The organism is Bradyrhizobium sediminis, from assembly GCF_018736085.1.
In the GTDB taxonomy this organism is placed as follows: domain Bacteria; phylum Pseudomonadota; class Alphaproteobacteria; order Rhizobiales; family Xanthobacteraceae; genus Bradyrhizobium; species Bradyrhizobium sediminis.
In genome coordinates, this window is the sequence record NZ_CP076134.1 from 519,210 (window position 1) to 535,953 (window position 16,744).

General features: G+C 61.7%; 14 protein-coding genes and 1 tRNA gene. 10 read left to right on the forward strand and 5 right to left on the reverse strand.

What is annotated here, in order from left to right:
- Positions 1–172 precede the first annotated feature (172 nt).
- The 3 genes from KMZ29_RS02505 to KMZ29_RS02515 all read right to left on the reverse strand — a co-directional run bounded on the left by KMZ29_RS02505 (position 173) and on the right by KMZ29_RS02515 (position 4,083).
- Positions 173–973 carry an FAD binding domain-containing protein gene (locus KMZ29_RS02505; protein ID WP_215622330.1) on the reverse strand — a complete coding sequence of 267 codons (801 nt, stop codon included), beginning with the start codon at positions 971–973 and terminating at the stop codon, positions 173–175.
- Between the two features lie 164 nt (positions 974–1,137).
- A complete protein-coding gene (locus KMZ29_RS02510) occupies positions 1,138–3,477 on the reverse strand; it encodes a xanthine dehydrogenase family protein molybdopterin-binding subunit (RefSeq protein WP_215622331.1) in 2,340 nt (779 codons plus the stop codon).
- 105 nt (positions 3,478–3,582) lie between these two features.
- A complete protein-coding gene (locus KMZ29_RS02515) occupies positions 3,583–4,083 on the reverse strand; it encodes a (2Fe-2S)-binding protein (RefSeq protein WP_215622332.1) in 501 nt (166 codons plus the stop codon).
- Between the two features lie 518 nt (positions 4,084–4,601).
- Here KMZ29_RS02515 and KMZ29_RS02520 point away from each other — a divergent pair.
- Positions 4,602–6,572, forward strand: a complete 1,971-nt coding sequence (locus tag KMZ29_RS02520) for a methyl-accepting chemotaxis protein (RefSeq protein WP_215624108.1) — start codon at positions 4,602–4,604, stop codon at positions 6,570–6,572.
- A 68-nt stretch (positions 6,573–6,640) separates the two neighbouring features.
- Here KMZ29_RS02520 and KMZ29_RS02525 read toward each other — a convergent pair whose 3' ends face one another.
- Complete coding sequence (locus KMZ29_RS02525; RefSeq protein ID WP_215622333.1) at positions 6,641–7,021, reverse strand: DUF3175 domain-containing protein; 381 nt, start codon at positions 7,019–7,021, stop codon at positions 6,641–6,643.
- A gap of 187 nt (positions 7,022–7,208) precedes the next feature.
- On the opposite strand from KMZ29_RS02525, the gene KMZ29_RS02530 reads away from it, so the two are divergent.
- From KMZ29_RS02530 to KMZ29_RS02540, 3 genes are all read left to right on the forward strand, one after another.
- Entirely contained in the window at positions 7,209–8,705 is a 1,497-nt protein-coding gene (locus tag KMZ29_RS02530; RefSeq protein WP_215622334.1) for an MFS transporter, read from the forward strand.
- 48 nt (positions 8,706–8,753) lie between these two features.
- Entirely contained in the window at positions 8,754–9,563 is an 810-nt protein-coding gene (gene otsB / locus KMZ29_RS02535; protein ID WP_369810158.1) for a trehalose-phosphatase, read from the forward strand.
- Positions 9,564–9,768: 205 nt separating this feature from the next.
- Positions 9,769–11,229 (forward strand): trehalose-6-phosphate synthase, encoded by a 1,461-nt coding sequence (locus KMZ29_RS02540; protein ID WP_215622335.1) that lies wholly within the window; start codon positions 9,769–9,771, stop codon positions 11,227–11,229.
- 138 nt (positions 11,230–11,367) lie between these two features.
- On the opposite strand, the gene KMZ29_RS02545 is transcribed toward KMZ29_RS02540, so the two are convergent.
- The gene (locus KMZ29_RS02545; protein WP_369810159.1) at positions 11,368–11,676 is read right to left on the reverse strand and encodes a hypothetical protein; all 309 of its coding nucleotides are present in this window, start codon (positions 11,674–11,676) and stop codon (positions 11,368–11,370) included.
- A 235-nt stretch (positions 11,677–11,911) separates the two neighbouring features.
- Here KMZ29_RS02545 and KMZ29_RS02550 point away from each other — a divergent pair.
- The 6 genes from KMZ29_RS02550 (at position 11,912) to KMZ29_RS02575 (ending at position 16,724) form a co-directional block, all read left to right on the forward strand.
- A tRNA-Ser gene (locus KMZ29_RS02550) sits at positions 11,912–12,001 on the forward strand.
- Between the two features lie 129 nt (positions 12,002–12,130).
- The gene (locus tag KMZ29_RS02555; RefSeq protein ID WP_215622336.1) at positions 12,131–13,354 is read left to right on the forward strand and encodes a tyrosine-type recombinase/integrase; all 1,224 of its coding nucleotides are present in this window, start codon (positions 12,131–12,133) and stop codon (positions 13,352–13,354) included.
- Complete coding sequence (locus KMZ29_RS02560; protein WP_215622337.1) at positions 13,351–13,761, forward strand: hypothetical protein; 411 nt, start codon at positions 13,351–13,353, stop codon at positions 13,759–13,761. The genes KMZ29_RS02555 and KMZ29_RS02560 overlap by 4 nt, the downstream gene beginning before the upstream one ends.
- A gap of 97 nt (positions 13,762–13,858) precedes the next feature.
- Complete coding sequence (locus KMZ29_RS02565; RefSeq protein ID WP_215622338.1) at positions 13,859–14,092, forward strand: helix-turn-helix transcriptional regulator; 234 nt, start codon at positions 13,859–13,861, stop codon at positions 14,090–14,092.
- A 274-nt stretch (positions 14,093–14,366) separates the two neighbouring features.
- Positions 14,367–15,449: a hypothetical protein gene (locus KMZ29_RS02570; RefSeq protein ID WP_215622339.1), complete on the forward strand. Its 1,083-nt coding sequence runs from the start codon at positions 14,367–14,369 to the stop codon at positions 15,447–15,449.
- Positions 15,450–16,202: 753 nt separating this feature from the next.
- The gene (locus tag KMZ29_RS02575; RefSeq protein WP_215622340.1) at positions 16,203–16,724 is read left to right on the forward strand and encodes a hypothetical protein; all 522 of its coding nucleotides are present in this window, start codon (positions 16,203–16,205) and stop codon (positions 16,722–16,724) included.
- Positions 16,725–16,744: the final 20 nt, after the last annotated feature.

Genomic DNA, 16,744 nt, shown 5'->3' on the forward strand with positions numbered 1-16,744 from the left:
TACCGGTTTTGCGATCAGAATACGCGCAAGATTATTTCGTTTAATTAGTTGATTAGCTAAATTGTCTCGCCTTGTGGGCAGCGTGGCAAGCGTCTTTTGACCGCAATGGTGGCAAATGCAGAGCGGCGCGCTGCTAGCGCGCCGCTTGCATGAGCCTTGTGTTTAGACGCTATCAGCCGGCGGCGGTCACCGCGCGTTGCGCCATCACTTTGATCAGATTGGCGCGATAGTCCGACGAGCCATGGATATCGCTCATCAGGCCATCAGCGGAAATCTTGACGCCGTCGAGCGCGCTCGCCGACCAGTTGGCCTTCAGCGCCGCCTCGATCGCCGGCACCCGCATCACGCCGCTCTGCGAGGCGCCGGTGGCGGCGACGCGGACGTCGCCCGCCTTGGTCTTGACCACGAACACGCCGGTCAGCGCGAAGCGCGATGCCGGATGCGGGAACTTGGAATACCCCGCCTTGGCCGGAACCGGGAACGACACCTGGGTGATGATCTCGCCGTCCGCCAGCGCGGTCGAGAACAGGCCCTTGAAGAACTCGTCGGCGGAGATCGAGCGCTTGTTGGTCTTCACGGTGGCGCCGAGGGCGAGCACCGCCGCCGGATAGTCCGCCGCCGGATCGTTGTTGGCGATCGAGCCGCCGATGGTGCCGCGATGGCGCACGGCCGGATCGCCGATCTGCGAGGCCAGATGGGCGAGCGCGGCGATGGCCTTTTGCACAGGGCCGCTGGTGGCGACGTCGTAATGCGTCGTCGCCGCCTTGATGGTCAGCATGTCCCCGGAAGCCTCAATGCCGATCAGGTCCTTGAGTTTGCCGAGATCGATCACGTCGGATGGCGAGGCCAGCCGCTGCTTCATGACCGGGACCAGGGTGTGGCCGCCGGCGAGATACTTCGACTCCTTGCCCTTCGAAAACAGTGCTGCCGCTTCGTCGACGGAAGAGGGGCGATGATAAGTGGTCTCGTACATGGTGTTGCTCCCTGTAACTTTCCCTTTGACCCTCTCCGTCATTCCGGGATGCGCGCCTTGCGCGCAGACCCGGAATCTCGAGAGGTCTAGCCGAGTTTCAGATTCTCAGATGTGCAATTGCACATCCTAGTTCGACGCTTCGCGTCGCCCCGGAATGACGAATGCTAACCGTGAATGGCGTGCCACACCCGATCGGGTGTCGCCGGCATCTCGAGCTTGTTGTTGCCGATGGCGTCGGTGATGGCGTTGATGACGGCGGCGGATGCGCCGATCGCGCCGGCCTCGCCGCAGCCCTTGACGCCGAGCGGATTGCCCGGACACAGCGTCGTGGTGTGCGACAGTTTAAACGACGGCAGGTCGTCGGCGCGCGGCATGGTGTAGTCCATGAACGACGCGGTCACGAGCTGGCCGGAGCTGTCATAGACGGCGCCTTCGAGCAGCGCCTGGCCGATGCCCTGGGCAAGGCCGCCATGGACCTGGCCTTCGACGATCATCGGATTGATCAGCCGTCCGAAATCGTCGGCCGCGACGAAGTTGACGAAGGAGGTCTTGCCGGTAGCGGAATCGACCTCGAGCTCGCAGATATAGGCGCCGGCCGGGAAGGTGAAGTTGGTCGGGTCGTAGAACGCGCCCTCCTTCAGGCCGGGCTCCATGCCGTCGGGCAGATTGTGCGCGGTGTAGGCTGCGAGCGCGACCATCGGCAGCGCGATCGACTTGTCGGTGCCGGTGACCTTGAACTCGCCGTTCTCGATCACGATGTCGTTCTCGGACGCCTCGAGCTGATGCGCGGCGATCTTCTTGGCCTTGGCTTCGACCTTCTCCATCGCTTTCAGGATCGCGGTCAGGCCGACGGCGGCCGAGCGCGAGCCGTAGGTGCCCATGCCGAACTGCACCTTGTCGGTATCGCCATGGACGATCTGCACCTGGCTGATCGGGACGCCGAGGCGTTCCGCGACCAGCTGGCAGAAGGTCGTCTCATGGCCCTGGCCGTGGCTGTGCGATCCCGTCAGGATCTCGATGGTGCCGACCGGATTGACGCGGACCTCGGCGGATTCCCACAGGCCGACGCCGGCGCCCAGGCTGCCGACCGCCTTCGAGGGTGCGATGCCGCAGGCCTCGATGTAGCAGGAGACGCCGAGGCCGCGCAGCTTGCCCTCGGATTTGGCCTTCGCCTTGCGCGCGGGGAAGCCGGCATAGTCGATCGCCTTCATCGCGGAATCGAGCGAAGCGCCGAAATCGCCGATGTCATAGGCCATGATGACCGGGGTCTGATGCGGGAATTGCGTGATGAAGTTCTTGCGGCGCAATTCCGCCGGATCGACCTTCAACTGCCGCGCCGCCGTCTCCATCAGCCGTTCCACCACGAAACTGGCTTCGGGCCGGCCCGCGCCGCGATAGGCGTCGACCGGGGTGGTGTTGGTGTAGACGCTGATCACCTCGGCGAAGATGTTGGGGATGTTGTACTGGCCCGACAGCAGCGTCGCATAGAGATAGGTCGGCACCGAGGAGGAGAACAGCGACATGTAGGCGCCGAGATTTGCGTAGGTCTTGACGCGCAGGCCGGTGATCTTGTTGTCCTTGTCGAACGCCAGTTCGGCCTTGGTCAGATGATCGCGGCCATGGGCGTCGGTCAGGAAGGCCTCGGAACGATCGCCGGTCCACTTCACCGGGCGCCGTACCTTCTTGGAGGCCCACAGCGCCACCATTTCCTCGGGATAGATGAAGATCTTCGAGCCGAAACCGCCGCCGACATCGGGTGCGACCACCCGCAGCTTGTGCTCCTGTGCGATGTTGTAGAACGCCGACAGCACGAGGCGCGCGACATGCGGATTCTGCGAGGTCGTGTACAGCGTGAAATGCTCTTCGGCCTCGTTATATTCCCCGATCGCCGCGCGCGGCTCCATCGCGTTCGGCACCAGCCGGTTGTTGGTGATGTCGAGCGAAACCACGTTGGCCGCGGCCTTGAACGCCGCGTCTGTCGCCGCTTCCTCGCCGATGGTCCAGTCGTAGATCACGTTGCCCGGCGCTTCCGGATGCAGCTGCGGCGCGCCCGGCTTGATCGCGGCGCGAATATCGGCGGCGGCCGGGAGTTCTTCGTAATTGACCACGACGGCTTCCGCGGCGTCGCGGGCCTGGTTCTTGGTCTCGGCGATCACGACCGCGACCGCCTGTCCGACGAAGCGCACGGTTTCCGGCGCCATCGCCGGCCATGCGCCCATCTTCATCGGCGAGCCGTCCTTGGAGGTGATGGCCCAGCCGCAGATCAAATTGCCGACCTTGTCATCGACGATCTGCTTTCCCGTGAGCACGTCGACCACACCGGGCATCTTCTTCGCCGCCGAGGCGTCGATGCTCTTCACCTTGGCATGCGCGTGCGGGCTGCGGATGAAATGCGCATAGGTCATGCCGACGAGCTTGATGTCGTCGACGTAGCGGCCCTTGCCTGTGATGAAACGCCGGTCTTCCTTGCGCACTACGCTGGCGCCAATACCCTCAACACCCATCGCATCTCTCCCTGTCGGACCGCATCGCCGGCGCCAAAATGCTGTGGGCGCAGACCGCAGTCGGTTTTTCCGAATTCCGAAGCTCTCGTCGTGCAGGACGCGGGACTATTCCGCCGCCTGCGCGACCTTCATGCGGCCGGCGGCGTCGAGCACCGATTTGACGATATTGTGGTAGCCGGTGCAGCGGCAGATGTTGCCTTCCAGCTCGTGCCGGACGGTGGCCTCGTCGAGCTTGCCGCCAGATCCTTGAGAATGATGGCGGTTGACGATGTCGATCGCCGACATGATCATGCCCGGCGTGCAGTAGCCGCACTGCAGTCCGTGATTGTCGCGGAAAGCGGCCTGCATCGGATGCAATTCGTCGCCCTTCGAGATGCCCTCGATGGTGGTGACATTGCTGCCTGCGGCTTGTCCCGCCAGCACGGTGCATGACTTGACCGCCTTGCCGTCGATATGGACGACGCAGGAGCCGCACTGGCTGGTGTCGCAGCCGACGTGGGTGCCGGTCAGGTTCAGTTGCTCGCGCAGGAGATGGACAAGGAGAGTCCGATCCTCGACCTCGGCCGACACGGCCTTGCCGTTCACTGTCAATTTGACTGTAGACACGCGTGATCCCTCCCGATGATTTTTAATTGTTCTAATTAGAAGCACGGGGACGGAACTTTGCAACTAGGATTTTCGTCGCGGAGGTCATTGTGATGTCGTCTTTCAGCCATCGCCCGGGCGAAGGCCGGGACCGATACGCCGCGGCTTCGCCGTGTGGACGCGGGGCCTCGTGGTGCAGGAAATGATTCCGGGAATGGCGCTCGATAAGCTTCAGGCCTTGACCGGGCCCAGGCTGCAACGGTCCCCAATTGGCCGGCGCTGGCGCCGCCGGCCGCCCCCGAGGCCCGCGCCGCATCGGCATTTCGGGCTACGAAGTCGCGCCTTGGATGAGGAATTTGGTCCAAATTTACGCCCCTTTATTGATTCTGCCCTAGTTTTCGGCACCGGGTCGGGGGCCGCGCTCCCGATTCCGCTGGTTCTTGGAACGAAGACGGGGGCTTGGGGTGGGATTGTCTGAACATACCGCATCAACATCGATATCGTCGAAACTCCCGACTTTGCGATTCCGCGCCAAGATCATGCTCGGCTTCGCCGTCGTGCTCGCCATCTCGGCCGCCAGCATGGGCATCGCCTATCTCGGCTTCGAGCGCGTCGCCGCCGGCGTGGCGTCCTACCGCAACAGCGTCTCGGAAGCCGATCTTGCGCGCAATATCGACCGCGAGCTGATCTCATATCGCGCGCTGGCGCGATACTTTATGATGACCGGCAAGGAAGACGACGGCAAGGCGGCGCTGTTCGCCGAGGCCAGCTTGAAGGATGCCATCGACCAATCGATGAAGGGCACCGCCGATCCGGCGCGGCGCGATCAGATCGCCCAGCTTGCCAAGGAATTCGGCACCTTCTCCGGGATTTTCGCGGGCATTCTCAAGGCCAAGCAGGAAAGTGCGCTCATCGCGCAAAACCAGCTCATGCGCAGTCAGATGTCCCTGCACTACAAGCTCGACGATCTCGCCAGTGCGGCGGCGGAAGCCGAATTGCCGGCGGTCGAATTCGGGGCAAAGCAGGTGCTCGGCCAGTTTCAGGCCATCAAGGAGCTGGCCAACACCTTCGTCATCAACGGCGACTATGCGACTGCGACCAGCGCATTGGCCCGCCTGAACTTCATCCTGAACGCGCTGCACGCGATACCGACGAGCGACGAAAAGATAAAGTCCACCATCAAGGAGGTCGATTCGCTGTTCGCGGACTTCCGCAACGCCCTCGGCAAGCTCGTTGAAAACACCAAATTGGCCGAGAAGCTCAGCGGCGAAATGTCCAAATCCGCCGATGCGATCATGCAAGGTGCGAGCGCCTTGAAGGTGGGCCTGGTCTCCGACCAGCAACGGCTGGAGGCCGAATCCAATGCGAGCATCGGCGACACCGAACGCCTGATCCTGATGCTGGCGGCCGGCGGCTTCCTGCTCGGCGGGGTGTGGGCGCTGCTGCTGGGGAGGGGAATTTCCAGGCCGATGATCGCGATGTGCAAGGCCATGCGGGAGCTCGCCGGCGGCAATTTCGATGTCGTGCTGCCCGGCCTCGGGCGCAAGGACGAGCTCGGCGAGATGGCAGGCGCGGTGGAGGAATTCAAGATGCAGGCCATAGCCAAGGCCGAGCGCGATGCTGCAACCCAGGAGGCGCAGAACAAGGCGAGCAGCGCGGCACGCCGTGCCGAACTCATTCGCTTCGCCGACGATTTCGAATCGGCGGTGGGCGCCATCGTCTCAAACGTTTCGGCGTCGGCGGTCCAGCTCGAGTCCGCAGCCGGAACGCTGACGCGCACCGCCGAAACCACCCAGAGCCTGTCCAGCCAGGTTGCCGGCGCATCGGAAGAGGCCTCCAGCAACATGCAGTCGGTTGCCACCGCGACGGAGGAGCTTTCCGCTTCCGTCGACGAGATCGGCAGGCGGGTGCGCGAATCCAACAAGATCGCGGAAGCCGCGGTGACTCAGGCCCAGCAGACCGACGGCCGCATCGGCAAGCTGTCGCGCGCGGCTCAGGAGATCGGCGACGTGGTCAAGCTCATCACGGCGATCGCCGAGCAGACCAATCTGCTGGCGCTGAACGCCACCATCGAAGCCGCCCGCGCCGGCGAGGCCGGCCGCGGCTTCGCGGTCGTCGCCTCCGAGGTCAAGTCGCTGGCCAGCCAGACCGCAAAAGCGACCGACGAGATATCGTCGCACATTTCCGGCATGCAGGGTGCGACGCAGGAATCGGTAGCCGCGATCAAGGAAATCGGCGGCACCATTGGCCAGATCTCGGACATTGCCGCGTCGATCGCCAGCGCTGTGGAGCAGCAAAGCTCTGCGACGCAGGAGATCGCGCGCAGCGTTCAGAACGTCGCGCAAGGCACCCACGAAGCGGCTGCGAATATTATGCAAGTCAATCGCGGCGCCACCGAAACCGGGTCCGCCTCCGAGGAGGTGTTGAACTCGGCCAAGACGCTTTCCAGCGAGAGCGCGCGGCTGCGCGAAGAGCTCGATCGCTTCATGGCGAATATCAGGGCGGCTTGAGACAGACTCTCTCGATGTCGTCCCGGCCTTGCGCCGGGACGACGATGAGATATTCGCGGCGCCGAAAGTCACTCTCTCCCAAACTGTCGCTTCAACTCCGTCTTGGCCCGCTCCAGCCGCCCGCGCTGGGCCTTCGGCAAGGTCCTGCCGGCGCGGTTGATGTAGAAGGTCAGCATCGAGAGCGCCGAGCGGTAGGCGCCTGCCTTGCGGCGTGAACTGCGTTCCGCCGAGTGCTTCAACGACGCCGCGATCTTCTTCGGATCGGTCAGTTTGAAGACGCCTTGCTCCAGATCGAGCGCGTTGCTTTCGCGGGTCACCCGCTGCGACCAGCGTTTCTCTGACGCCTTTCTCACAGTCGTCTTTTGTCGCGCCGGGCCTGCCTTTCGTGGAGTGGTCTTCTTCCGTACAGGGCTTGTGCGCGAATGCGCTGGTTTCCGTGATGCAGCCATGATTCAGCTCCATGTTATTGCTGCGAAAAACATAAACGCTGACGATCGGTTCCCTTGCCGCAGTGCGGGAACCCCTGACCCATCCAAACGTTGTTAAATATGGCAGGATGACCGTAGCCGCAATTCGAGCCGGGTGGAGGGCCCTGGAACTCAGCGTTCCCGGGTGGTTTTGCATTGGTCCGATTCAATGGATTTGCAACTGGCACAGCGTAACTCGGTCTTGAATCACGGCGCTTCCGCGCCTGCGCCAGCAAACAGCGACGGCATCGTCGAAACCGACATTCCCTCGCGGCTCGATGGCCTGCGCTGGAGCGGCTTTCACACCCGCGTGGTGCTGGCGCTCGGCATCACCTGGATTCTGGATGGGCTCGAGGTCACGCTGGCGGGCGCGCTCTCCGGCGCGCTGAAGGAAAGCCCGGCGCTTCGCTTCAGCAATCTCGATGTCGGCTTTGCCAACAGCGCCTATCTCGCCGGCGCCGTGCTTGGCGCGCTCGGGTTCGGCTGGCTGACGGACCGGATCGGGCGCAAGAAACTGTTCTTCATCACGCTCGCGCTCTATCTGACGGCAACCGCAGCCACCGCGCTGTCATGGAATGTCGGGAGCTACGCGCTGTTCCGCTTTCTCACCGGCGCCGGCATCGGCGGCGAATATACCGCGATCAATTCGACGATCCAGGAACTGGTGCCGGCGCGCTATCGCGGCTGGACCGACCTTGTGATCAACGGCAGCTTCTGGATTGGTGCTGCGATGGGCGCGGTGAGCGCCATTGTGCTGCTAGATCCCGCGGTGATCGATCCCGATCTCGGCTGGCGGCTGGCATATCTCGGCGGCGCCGGTCTCGGCCTCGTGGTGCTCCTGATGCGGATGTGGATTCCGGAAAGCCCGCGCTGGCTGATGATTCACGGTCGTCCCGATCAGGCGCATGCTGTTGTCGCCGATATCGAGCGGTCGGCGACCGGCAACGCGCAAGATCGGCCGCAGCACGCCTGGCCGAAGATCAGATTGAAGATGCGCCATCACACCCTGCTGCGCGAAGTGGCGCACACGCTGTTCTCGCTTTATCGCGCGCGTTCGCTGGTCGGACTGGCGCTGATGACGGCGCAGGCGTTTTTCTACAATGCGATCTTCTTCACCTTCGCGCTGGTGCTGACCGATTTCTTCGGCATCGCGTCGAACCAGGTCGGCTGGTACATCCTGCCGTTTGCCGCCGGTAATTTTCTCGGGCCGCTGTTGCTCGGCCGCCTGTTCGACACGCTGGGACGCCGCGCGATGATCGCGTTCACCTATGGCGTCTCGGGCGTGCTGCTGGCGCTGTCGGGCTATCTGTTCTCGATCGGCCTGCTGAGCGCCGAGACCCAGACCATCGCCTGGATGGTGATCTTCTTTTTTGCGTCCCCGGCCGCCAGCGCGGCCTATCTCACCGTCAGCGAAACCTTTCCGCTGGAGGTCCGGGCGCTGGCGATCGCGCTGTTCTATGCGATCGGCACCGGCATCGGCGGCGTCGCCGGCCCCGCCTTGTTCGGAGCGCTGATCGATACCGGATCCCGCGACAGCGTGTTCGCCGGCTATCTCCTGGGATCCGGATTGATGATTGCGGCCGCCGCGATCGGGTGGCGTTACGGCATCGCTGCCGAGCGCCGGGCGCTGGAATCGGTTGCGCGACCGCTGGCTTTTGTGGAGTAGGATGAAATGGATCAGGACTTGATCGATCAGGATTTGGCCGACTTGCCGATGCAGGAAGACATGTCATCAGATGACGATGGGTCGCCGGAGACCGTTCCGGTGCCGCGCGCGCTGCTGCCGCATCTCGAGCGATCCGCGATCCTGCTCGACATCGACGGCACGCTGCTCGATCTGGCGCCGACGCCGCGCGAAGTCTGGGTGCCGCCGGGTCTCGCTGAAACCCTGAACCGGTTGCTGGAGCGCACCTCGGGCGCGCTGGCCTTGGTCAGCGGACGTTCGTTGAACGATATCGACCTGATCTTTGCGCCCGGGCAGTTTCCTGCGGTAGGCGGTCACGGCGCGGAGATGCGGGTTACGGCCGACAGCGAAGCGGTCGCCACCCATGCGCCGCCGATGGACAAGGAATTGAAGCGGAGGCTCGCGGCCATTGCCAGGCTCAGCCCGGGAATCCTGCTCGAAGACAAAGGCTATTCGCTGGCACTGCACTACCGTCTCGCGCCGCAGGCGGAGCAGGCGATCTATGAAGCGGTGTCGTTGATCCGGGCCGATCTGCCCAACGCGCCGATCGAAGTCCTGCCCGGAAAATGTGTCTGCGAGATCAAGCATTCCGGTTTCACCAAGGCGTCGGGCGTGCGGGAACTGATGACGCATGGACCGTTCAGGGGGCGCCGCCCTCTGTTCATCGGCGATGATGTCACCGACGAATCGGTGTTCGCCATCATGCCCGATCTCGATGGCCTCGCATTTTCGGTTGGCAGGCGGGCCAAGGGTGTGGCCGGTCATTTCGACGAGCCCGGCGATGTCCGGCAATGGCTTGCGCGTCTGCTCGACGACGAAAAAGCCGCTTCGCGGCCATGATTTGAAAAGCCCGGAATTTCTTGCGGCTCGATGCCGCGGCAGTTTAGCGAACATCGCGCTGTTCCACGCGGAATCTTCCTGCAGCAAGTTGGTCCGGTTCCATCGCGGCAGCGCCTGAATTTGGTTTCATTTCGTTGAAAGGGTGACCAGGAACCATATTGATGAATGACCGTTAACCCGCGAGTGACCAACAGGAGGGGACCCTGTGAACCTCGTCGTCGTTTCAAATCGCGTCGCGCGCGGCATGGCCAACGAACCCATGACCGGGGGCCTCGCTGCCGCTCTCTTGCCGGTGGTGGAAAAATCCGGTGCGATCTGGGTCGGTTCCAGCGGCCGCGTCCGCGATGGCGCGCAGAAGGAACCGTTTGCCGAGATCGAAGCGCTGGGCGCAGGCGCGGTGGCGCTGCTGGATCTGCCGGCCGCGCATTACGGCGGCTACTACGAAGGCTTCGCCAATTCGGCATTGTGGCCGGCACTGCATTCGCGCACCGACCTGATCCGCGCTTCCAGGGAAGATTACCTGTCCTATCGCGAAGTGAATGCGTTCATGGCGCGCGCGCTGCTGCGGTTCCGCAAGACGGACACGGCGTTCTGGATCCAGGATTATCATTTCCTGGCGCTGGGCGCGGAACTGCGCGATCTCGGCGTCAGCCAGCCGATCGGATTTTTCCTGCACACCCCCTGGCCCGACCGCGCCACCATCGGCGCCGTGCCGCAGCATCGCGACCTGGTCGCTGCGATGCTGGCTTACGACCTGATCGGCTTCCAGACCGAACATGATTGCGAGAATTTCCTGTCCTATGTCCAGTCGGACCTCGGTCTAACCGTGGCGGATGGCGTCGTCGCCTCGCGCCACGGCATTTCGCGCGTTGCGGTATTTCCGATCGGCATCGATCCGGAAAAATTCGCCCAACAGGCCGCCAAGGCAGCGTCGCATCCCGACGTGTCGCGGCTGCGGCGAAGCCTGAACGGCGAGAAGCTGGCAATCGGCGTCGACCGGCTGGACTATTCCAAGGGGTTGGTGAACCGCATCAACGCGTTCGACCGGATGTGGACCTTGCAGCCGTCGCTGGCGCGCACGGCTTCGCTGCTGCAGATCGCAACGCCGTCGCGCGGCGCCATCGAAGCCTATGGCGATCTGCAGAGCGAACTTGCGAGATTGGTCAGCGACGTCAACGGCCGCCACGGCGAGGTGGACTGGACGCCGATCCGCTATCTCAACAAGGGCTTTGGCCAGACCGTGCTGGCTGGTCTTTATCGTACCGCCCAGGTCGGCGTCGTGACCCCGCTGCATGACGGGATGAATCTCGTCGCCAAGGAATATGTCGCGGCACAGAACCCGGCCGATCCCGGCGTGCTGGTGCTGTCGAAATTCGCCGGTGCGGCCAACGAGCTCGATGCGGCGCTGTTGGTCAATCCGCACGATATCGAGGGCATGGCGCGAACCATCGCGACCGCGCTGTCGATGCCGCTGACCGAACGGCGCATGCGCTGGGAAGCGATGATGGCGAAACTGCGCGCGAGCACGATCCAAAGCTGGTTCGCCGATTTCGTCGATGCGCTGCAGGAAAGCCATGCCGACAAGGAGGCGAGCGTGCCGCTGATGGCGGAGCCGCCGACCCTGTGGCCGCTCCACTCGGCCAATCTCGGCGCGCGGTATCATTAGAGCGTTTTCAAGCGAAAGCCTGCCCCGGACTTGATCCGGGGTGGATACCGGTTCGCGTGAAGAAAACGCGTCAAGACAAAAAGACAGAGCCCCGTTCCGATTCAATCGGAACGGAAGGCTCTAGCGGGTGAGTGCAGGTCAGTAGCAGTACGATACGCCATCGAGGACGGCGCAGCGCGCCTTGTTCGGCGCGCTCGGATTATCCATCGGCACCACGCCGTTGCCCTTGCCGACGAAGACGCCCGGCCCGACGATGACCGATGACTTGTTGCCGATGATGACGCCCGGATTCGGCGAGGTCAGGCTCGAGCGCGAACCATCGGTCCAGATGATGGCGTCGCCGGACAGGATGCCGCGCCGGCCGTCATCGCAGGCGACATCGACGCCCTGGCGGGTGCAGGCCTGTGCCAGCGCCGGCCCGGCGCAAACGGCCGGTATCGCGGACATCAGAACCGAGAACACCAGCGCCCGATGGATGGTCATGCCGCGCCCCGCTTGTTGAATCGCCACGATCATTCATCGTCGCCGGTAACCGGTTTTCGGTTCAAGGGTCTTTGAGATGCACCGCCCCGGCGTTAGCCCTCATAAATTATCAAGATTATTCAATATGTTGCGGAAATGTCGCCGGCCGCGCCCACAGTCCCTTGCAAAAGTCGCCGGGCCCCTTCAAGAGAAGCCATCCGGAGAGATGGCCGAGTGGCTTAAGGCGCACGCTTGGAAAGCGTGTGTGCGGGAAACCGTACCGTGGGTTCGAATCCCACTCTCTCCGCCAGCCCCACCATAAAAGCCCAGTATTCAGCGGCTTTTTGCGCGCCGGCTTCAATCTACCCCTGCCTGTGCCCATTAAGCATATTGCCCAATCTGGGTGGGGCCGCGGTGCCGCAGGCGATAAGCTTTCGGCATGCTCGAAAAGCTCAGCCCCGCCGCGATCACGCGCAAAGCCGAATACCGCAAGCCCGGCAGATATGCCGACGGCGGTGGCCTTTACTTGCAGGTCACGCCCAAGCGCGGAGACGACGGCGTCACCCGCGCATGGCTCTTTCAATACTCATGGCAGGGCAAGGTGCGCCAGATGGGCCTCGGCTCATTCGTCAATGTGTCGCTGGCGCAGGCTCGGAAGCGAGCCAAGGCGGCGCGCGACAAGGTAGCCGATGGCATCGATCCGATTGGCGAGAAGAAGGCCGAGCGCAAAGCGGCGTCCGTGAAGGTAGCCCAGCCCCAGAGCTTCGAAGCTTTTGCTAACGATTATATCGCTACCCACTCGCCCTCATGGCGCAGCGAGATACACCGCAAGCAATGGACCTCGACGCTAAAGACCTACGCATTTCCGATCATCGGCAGGATGGCCGTCCCTGATATCGAGACCGCCGATGTGCTTCGCGTCGTCAAGCCGATCTGGACGACCAAGCAGGAGACCGCTGATCGTGTGCGCGGCCGAATTGAGAAGATCCTGCACGCTGCGAAAGCGCAAGAGCTTCGCTCCGGCGACAACCCCGCAGTCTGGAGAAATCATCTATCCCACCTGCTTCCCAAGAGGAAGAAAAAGACCAAGGACGATCATTTTCCGGCGATGCCTTACGAAGAGCTTCCGGCATTCATGTGCGAGCTTATCAAGCGGCAAGGTATCTCGCCAAGAGCGCTTGAGGTGTGCATCCTCACCGTCGCTCGGACAGGCTCCCTGATCGGGATGAGGCAAGACGAGCTCGACATGCGAAATGAGCACACATGGACTATTCCGGCTTGGCGCATGAAGCGAAGCGAGGAAGAGCATATCGTGCCATTGCCGGAGCGAGCGCGAGAAATCATCAAGACCATTCCGCGCGAAAAAGGCAGCCCCTACATCTTCATGGGCACAAAGCCGCAGACCCACCTTTCGAATATGGCAATGCTCGAACTACTTCGTGGAATGCTGCCGGACAAGGATTACGTCGTGCACGGGTTCAGGTCTTCTTTCAACGATTGGGCTAGCGAGCAGACCGACGCGAAGCATATCGTCGTCGAGAAGGCTATGGCGCATGCGATCAAGGACAAGACCGAGGCTGCGTATCGGCGTGGCGAATTGCTGGAATTGCGTCGCACGCTCATGGATCAATGGGCCAACTACATCTATGGCGGCAAGCAATGACGCCGGATGATGCCGACAATGAGCGCGCTCGTCTCAATGCGGAGATTGCCGCGCTCATGGCGCGAGTAAAGAAATTGGAGGCCGAGCGTGACGCATTGCCGAAAAGAAAAGTGGGGCGACCTGCCGGCTATCAATCGCCGGAGGAGAGTGTCAAGCATAATTATTCTGCGACGCGCCGCGTCTTGAGTGCGATCCAGCGCCACGAGATCGCGCAACGAAAGCTCAAGCTCTCCGTCAAGGTGCCGCTCCGCAAGATGGACGAATTTATTGAGATCGCTTGCAAAGCATTTCCAAAGGCCAAGGCCGAGCGGGTGCGCACGCTTGTCAATATTTATCGCAAGAGCGGTGAGGACAAGGTATTTTCCGGAGGTCGCCTCAAGCGATTGATCGCCGACTTTGATGCTTAATCCGGCGGCTCGCTCGAATAAGCCAGCATTTTAAATCGACCAGCAAATCTTACGATGCTCCTCGGCTTCTGACGAAGCTCACCGAGGAGTAAATTCGATGAGTATAGTATTCCTGCGCCTGCCTGCCGTGAAAGAGCGGACCGGCTTGAAAGAGACGACGATCTACAAAGGAATTGCCGAGCGCACCTTTCCGCCATCCATTCCCTTGACCGAGCGCTGCGTCGGCTGGCGCGAAGATCAGATAGTCGCATGGTGCGAGGCGAAGGCTGAGGGCAGGGCCATCCGCTTCGATGCGCCGGCCCCTGCCAAGCGCAAGCGATTGCGGGCATGATCTCGCCCCGGTTGCTTCACTCGATCCAAAAATGCCAGCTTGAATGCAGAAGGGGCGCACCCCGACCAAGGATGCGCCCCGATAATTGATCGGAAAGCCTCGCCAGCTTTGCCGATCCGCATCAGCCGCCCGCCAAGGCGCTGATGCTGCAACCGCATGATTAGGATGCGCTGCCGTGCAGCAAAGATGCCATAGAGCGCCTTCCGGTGCCACCCGTGCCAAGATCGGCCAGCAGACGCGCTCGGCTGACGCCCAGAGACAACCGTCAGAGGGCTTGCGGCCTGATGACGGCTCCGATCCCGCGCCACATTATCCGACGGCATCAGACGGCCTCGGCCGCCCGACAGCGCTGCACCCCTATCGCGATGTTGTCGGCGTCTGGCTCCGTGATCCGCTCGGACCCGATGATCTGGCCCAACTTCAAAGCCTTTGCGGCGGTAAGCTCGGCCATCGCATTCGCAAGCCGCGCTTCCGGCGCGACGATCGGCCCGATCTTGAATATGCGCAGCGCCTGACCCTGCGACAGCCGACCGCCGCCGCCCTCGAATATCTCGGCAAGCGCAATGACGTGCTGCTCGTCTATTCCGAACTCGCCTTGGACCGCATTTATGACAGTAGAGATGACCAGCAAGCCGCTCTGCAATTTGTTATTGAGCACTCGCTGATAAGGGATCGGCGGGGTCAATTCATGCGCGTCTGCCTCGGCCCGAAAGGCCTGACGCTTTATTCCGGCCAGCGCGGCTCCAAGCATCTGGCCGTCACCTATGCCGATAAGAAATCCAAGGTAGCCAAATCGTCAGTTCCGCCGCTGCATGATGAACGACGCACCCAAGGCCCTCAGGCCCACCGGCGTAAGGGCATATCCACCTTGGCCGACTTGCTGCGATTGGATGAGCAGCAATTCTGGAACCAGCATCAGCACTATTACCGCGTCCATGATGTCGAAGGGCTTGGCCGCGCCTACCTCAACTATCTGGATCGCCAAGAAAACCCAACCAGTCTCGCGCGGAGGAAGGCCAAGCTCAAGCGGATCGGCAACACCGTCATCAATATCGATAAGCGGATGGGCCACCAGCTTATCCGGACGCTTGGCTCATTCAGGCCTGCGCAGATCACGCTCAGCAAAGCAGCCAAGAAAGCCGGAACGCCGATACAGCGGATGCTAGGGTATTGGAGCATCCATGCGGCGCATTCCATCCAGAACCTCTATGACCGGCTAAACCACATCATTCCACTGGATCGCTTCATCAGCCGCATCAGTGTGGATGCTAATTCCGAGATGCGCTGCTCGATCAGGGGCCCGGACTTGAAGCCGCCGCGAGCTTCCGGCCGAGCCACGCCCCGACGGATGTCATAATCAGCAAAGCGCCGAGAATAACGCAGAAGGTAATTGGATCGAATGCATTTGGATGCCTAACCCACCAACAGCCGATGAATGCCCCTATCAAGCTTACCGAAAAGCAGGCTAGGAAGCTGCTATCACGGCGCGTCACAAACACCCCAATTGGAAAGCCCAGCACGAGCCCGGGAATTGCTGCGGCCAAAAGCGCACCCACGCCGAACGCTAGAAAAATGATGACTACACCAGCATCAGTCATTGGGATTGCCTCAACCAGAATTTGATATCATCGCGACCAATCCTCAATAGAACCTAAATGCTCCAAGAATGCTGGTCGCCCGGAACTCATCAGATGCTAGCCATAACTTAGCAGCACGATCCCCAGCCCAGAATTTCTCCCAAGCTCCGCGCGAAGAAAACAGCAGCCAGCACACGCGCCAGCAACAGCGCAATGAACAGCACGCCGCCCGCGCAAGCGAGAAAGCGACGATGCCAGCGCATAAGCGGCGATGCACCTCGCACAATCCAGCCATTGTGAACCTACCCATGATCCGGATTTGGCACGGATCGAAATCGATCATTTTGACGATGATCCGGACAAACCTAGCCAACTGAGAAGCAAAGCGATTTGCTCGATTGAGGGAAAGCCTGCGGACATGCAGTCCGCCTAACCGGTAAGCAGAAGCACGCTAATTTAAAGCGGTTGATCACGACAAGCGCGATGACGCTAGCTCTACCCATGACGCGCTGCCCATTAGCTCGCAGCGAGAATTGGGTAAAATCGAGATGCTGAAAAGACTAAGAGCGAATGCGAGAAAAGCACCTGCGCCTTATCGAGGCAGCAGCGCCGATGGCCGTCATTCATCACGCATCAGCACAGGCCGCGATCTACTGCCCAATGAAGATGGGCGATCACGATGGGCTCGATTGCTCAAGGCAACCTATCGAGCGCTGATCCAGCATTGCGGTGGTGATGATATCATCAGCGATATGCAGCGCATGGCATGCCGCCGCGTCGCTGCACTCGAGGCCGAGCTTATCCATATCGAAGATCGGATAGCGAAGCTCCGGCGCTCTCGCAGAGAACCACCAGCCTCATTGCTGGCGACCTATGCATCGCTGACTGCCCAGCAGCATCGATTGAGCAAAGAGCTTGGGTGGTCTCGGCATGCGAAGCCGCTCAATGATGAACCGAAGGACCTACAGAGCTATCTCGCGAGCAAGGCCAATGCTCATCACCATCGCAATGGACGCATTCATGCGCTGACCATCGAGCATGAGGACATCGACTGATGCCCCTCGCTCGCAAATTG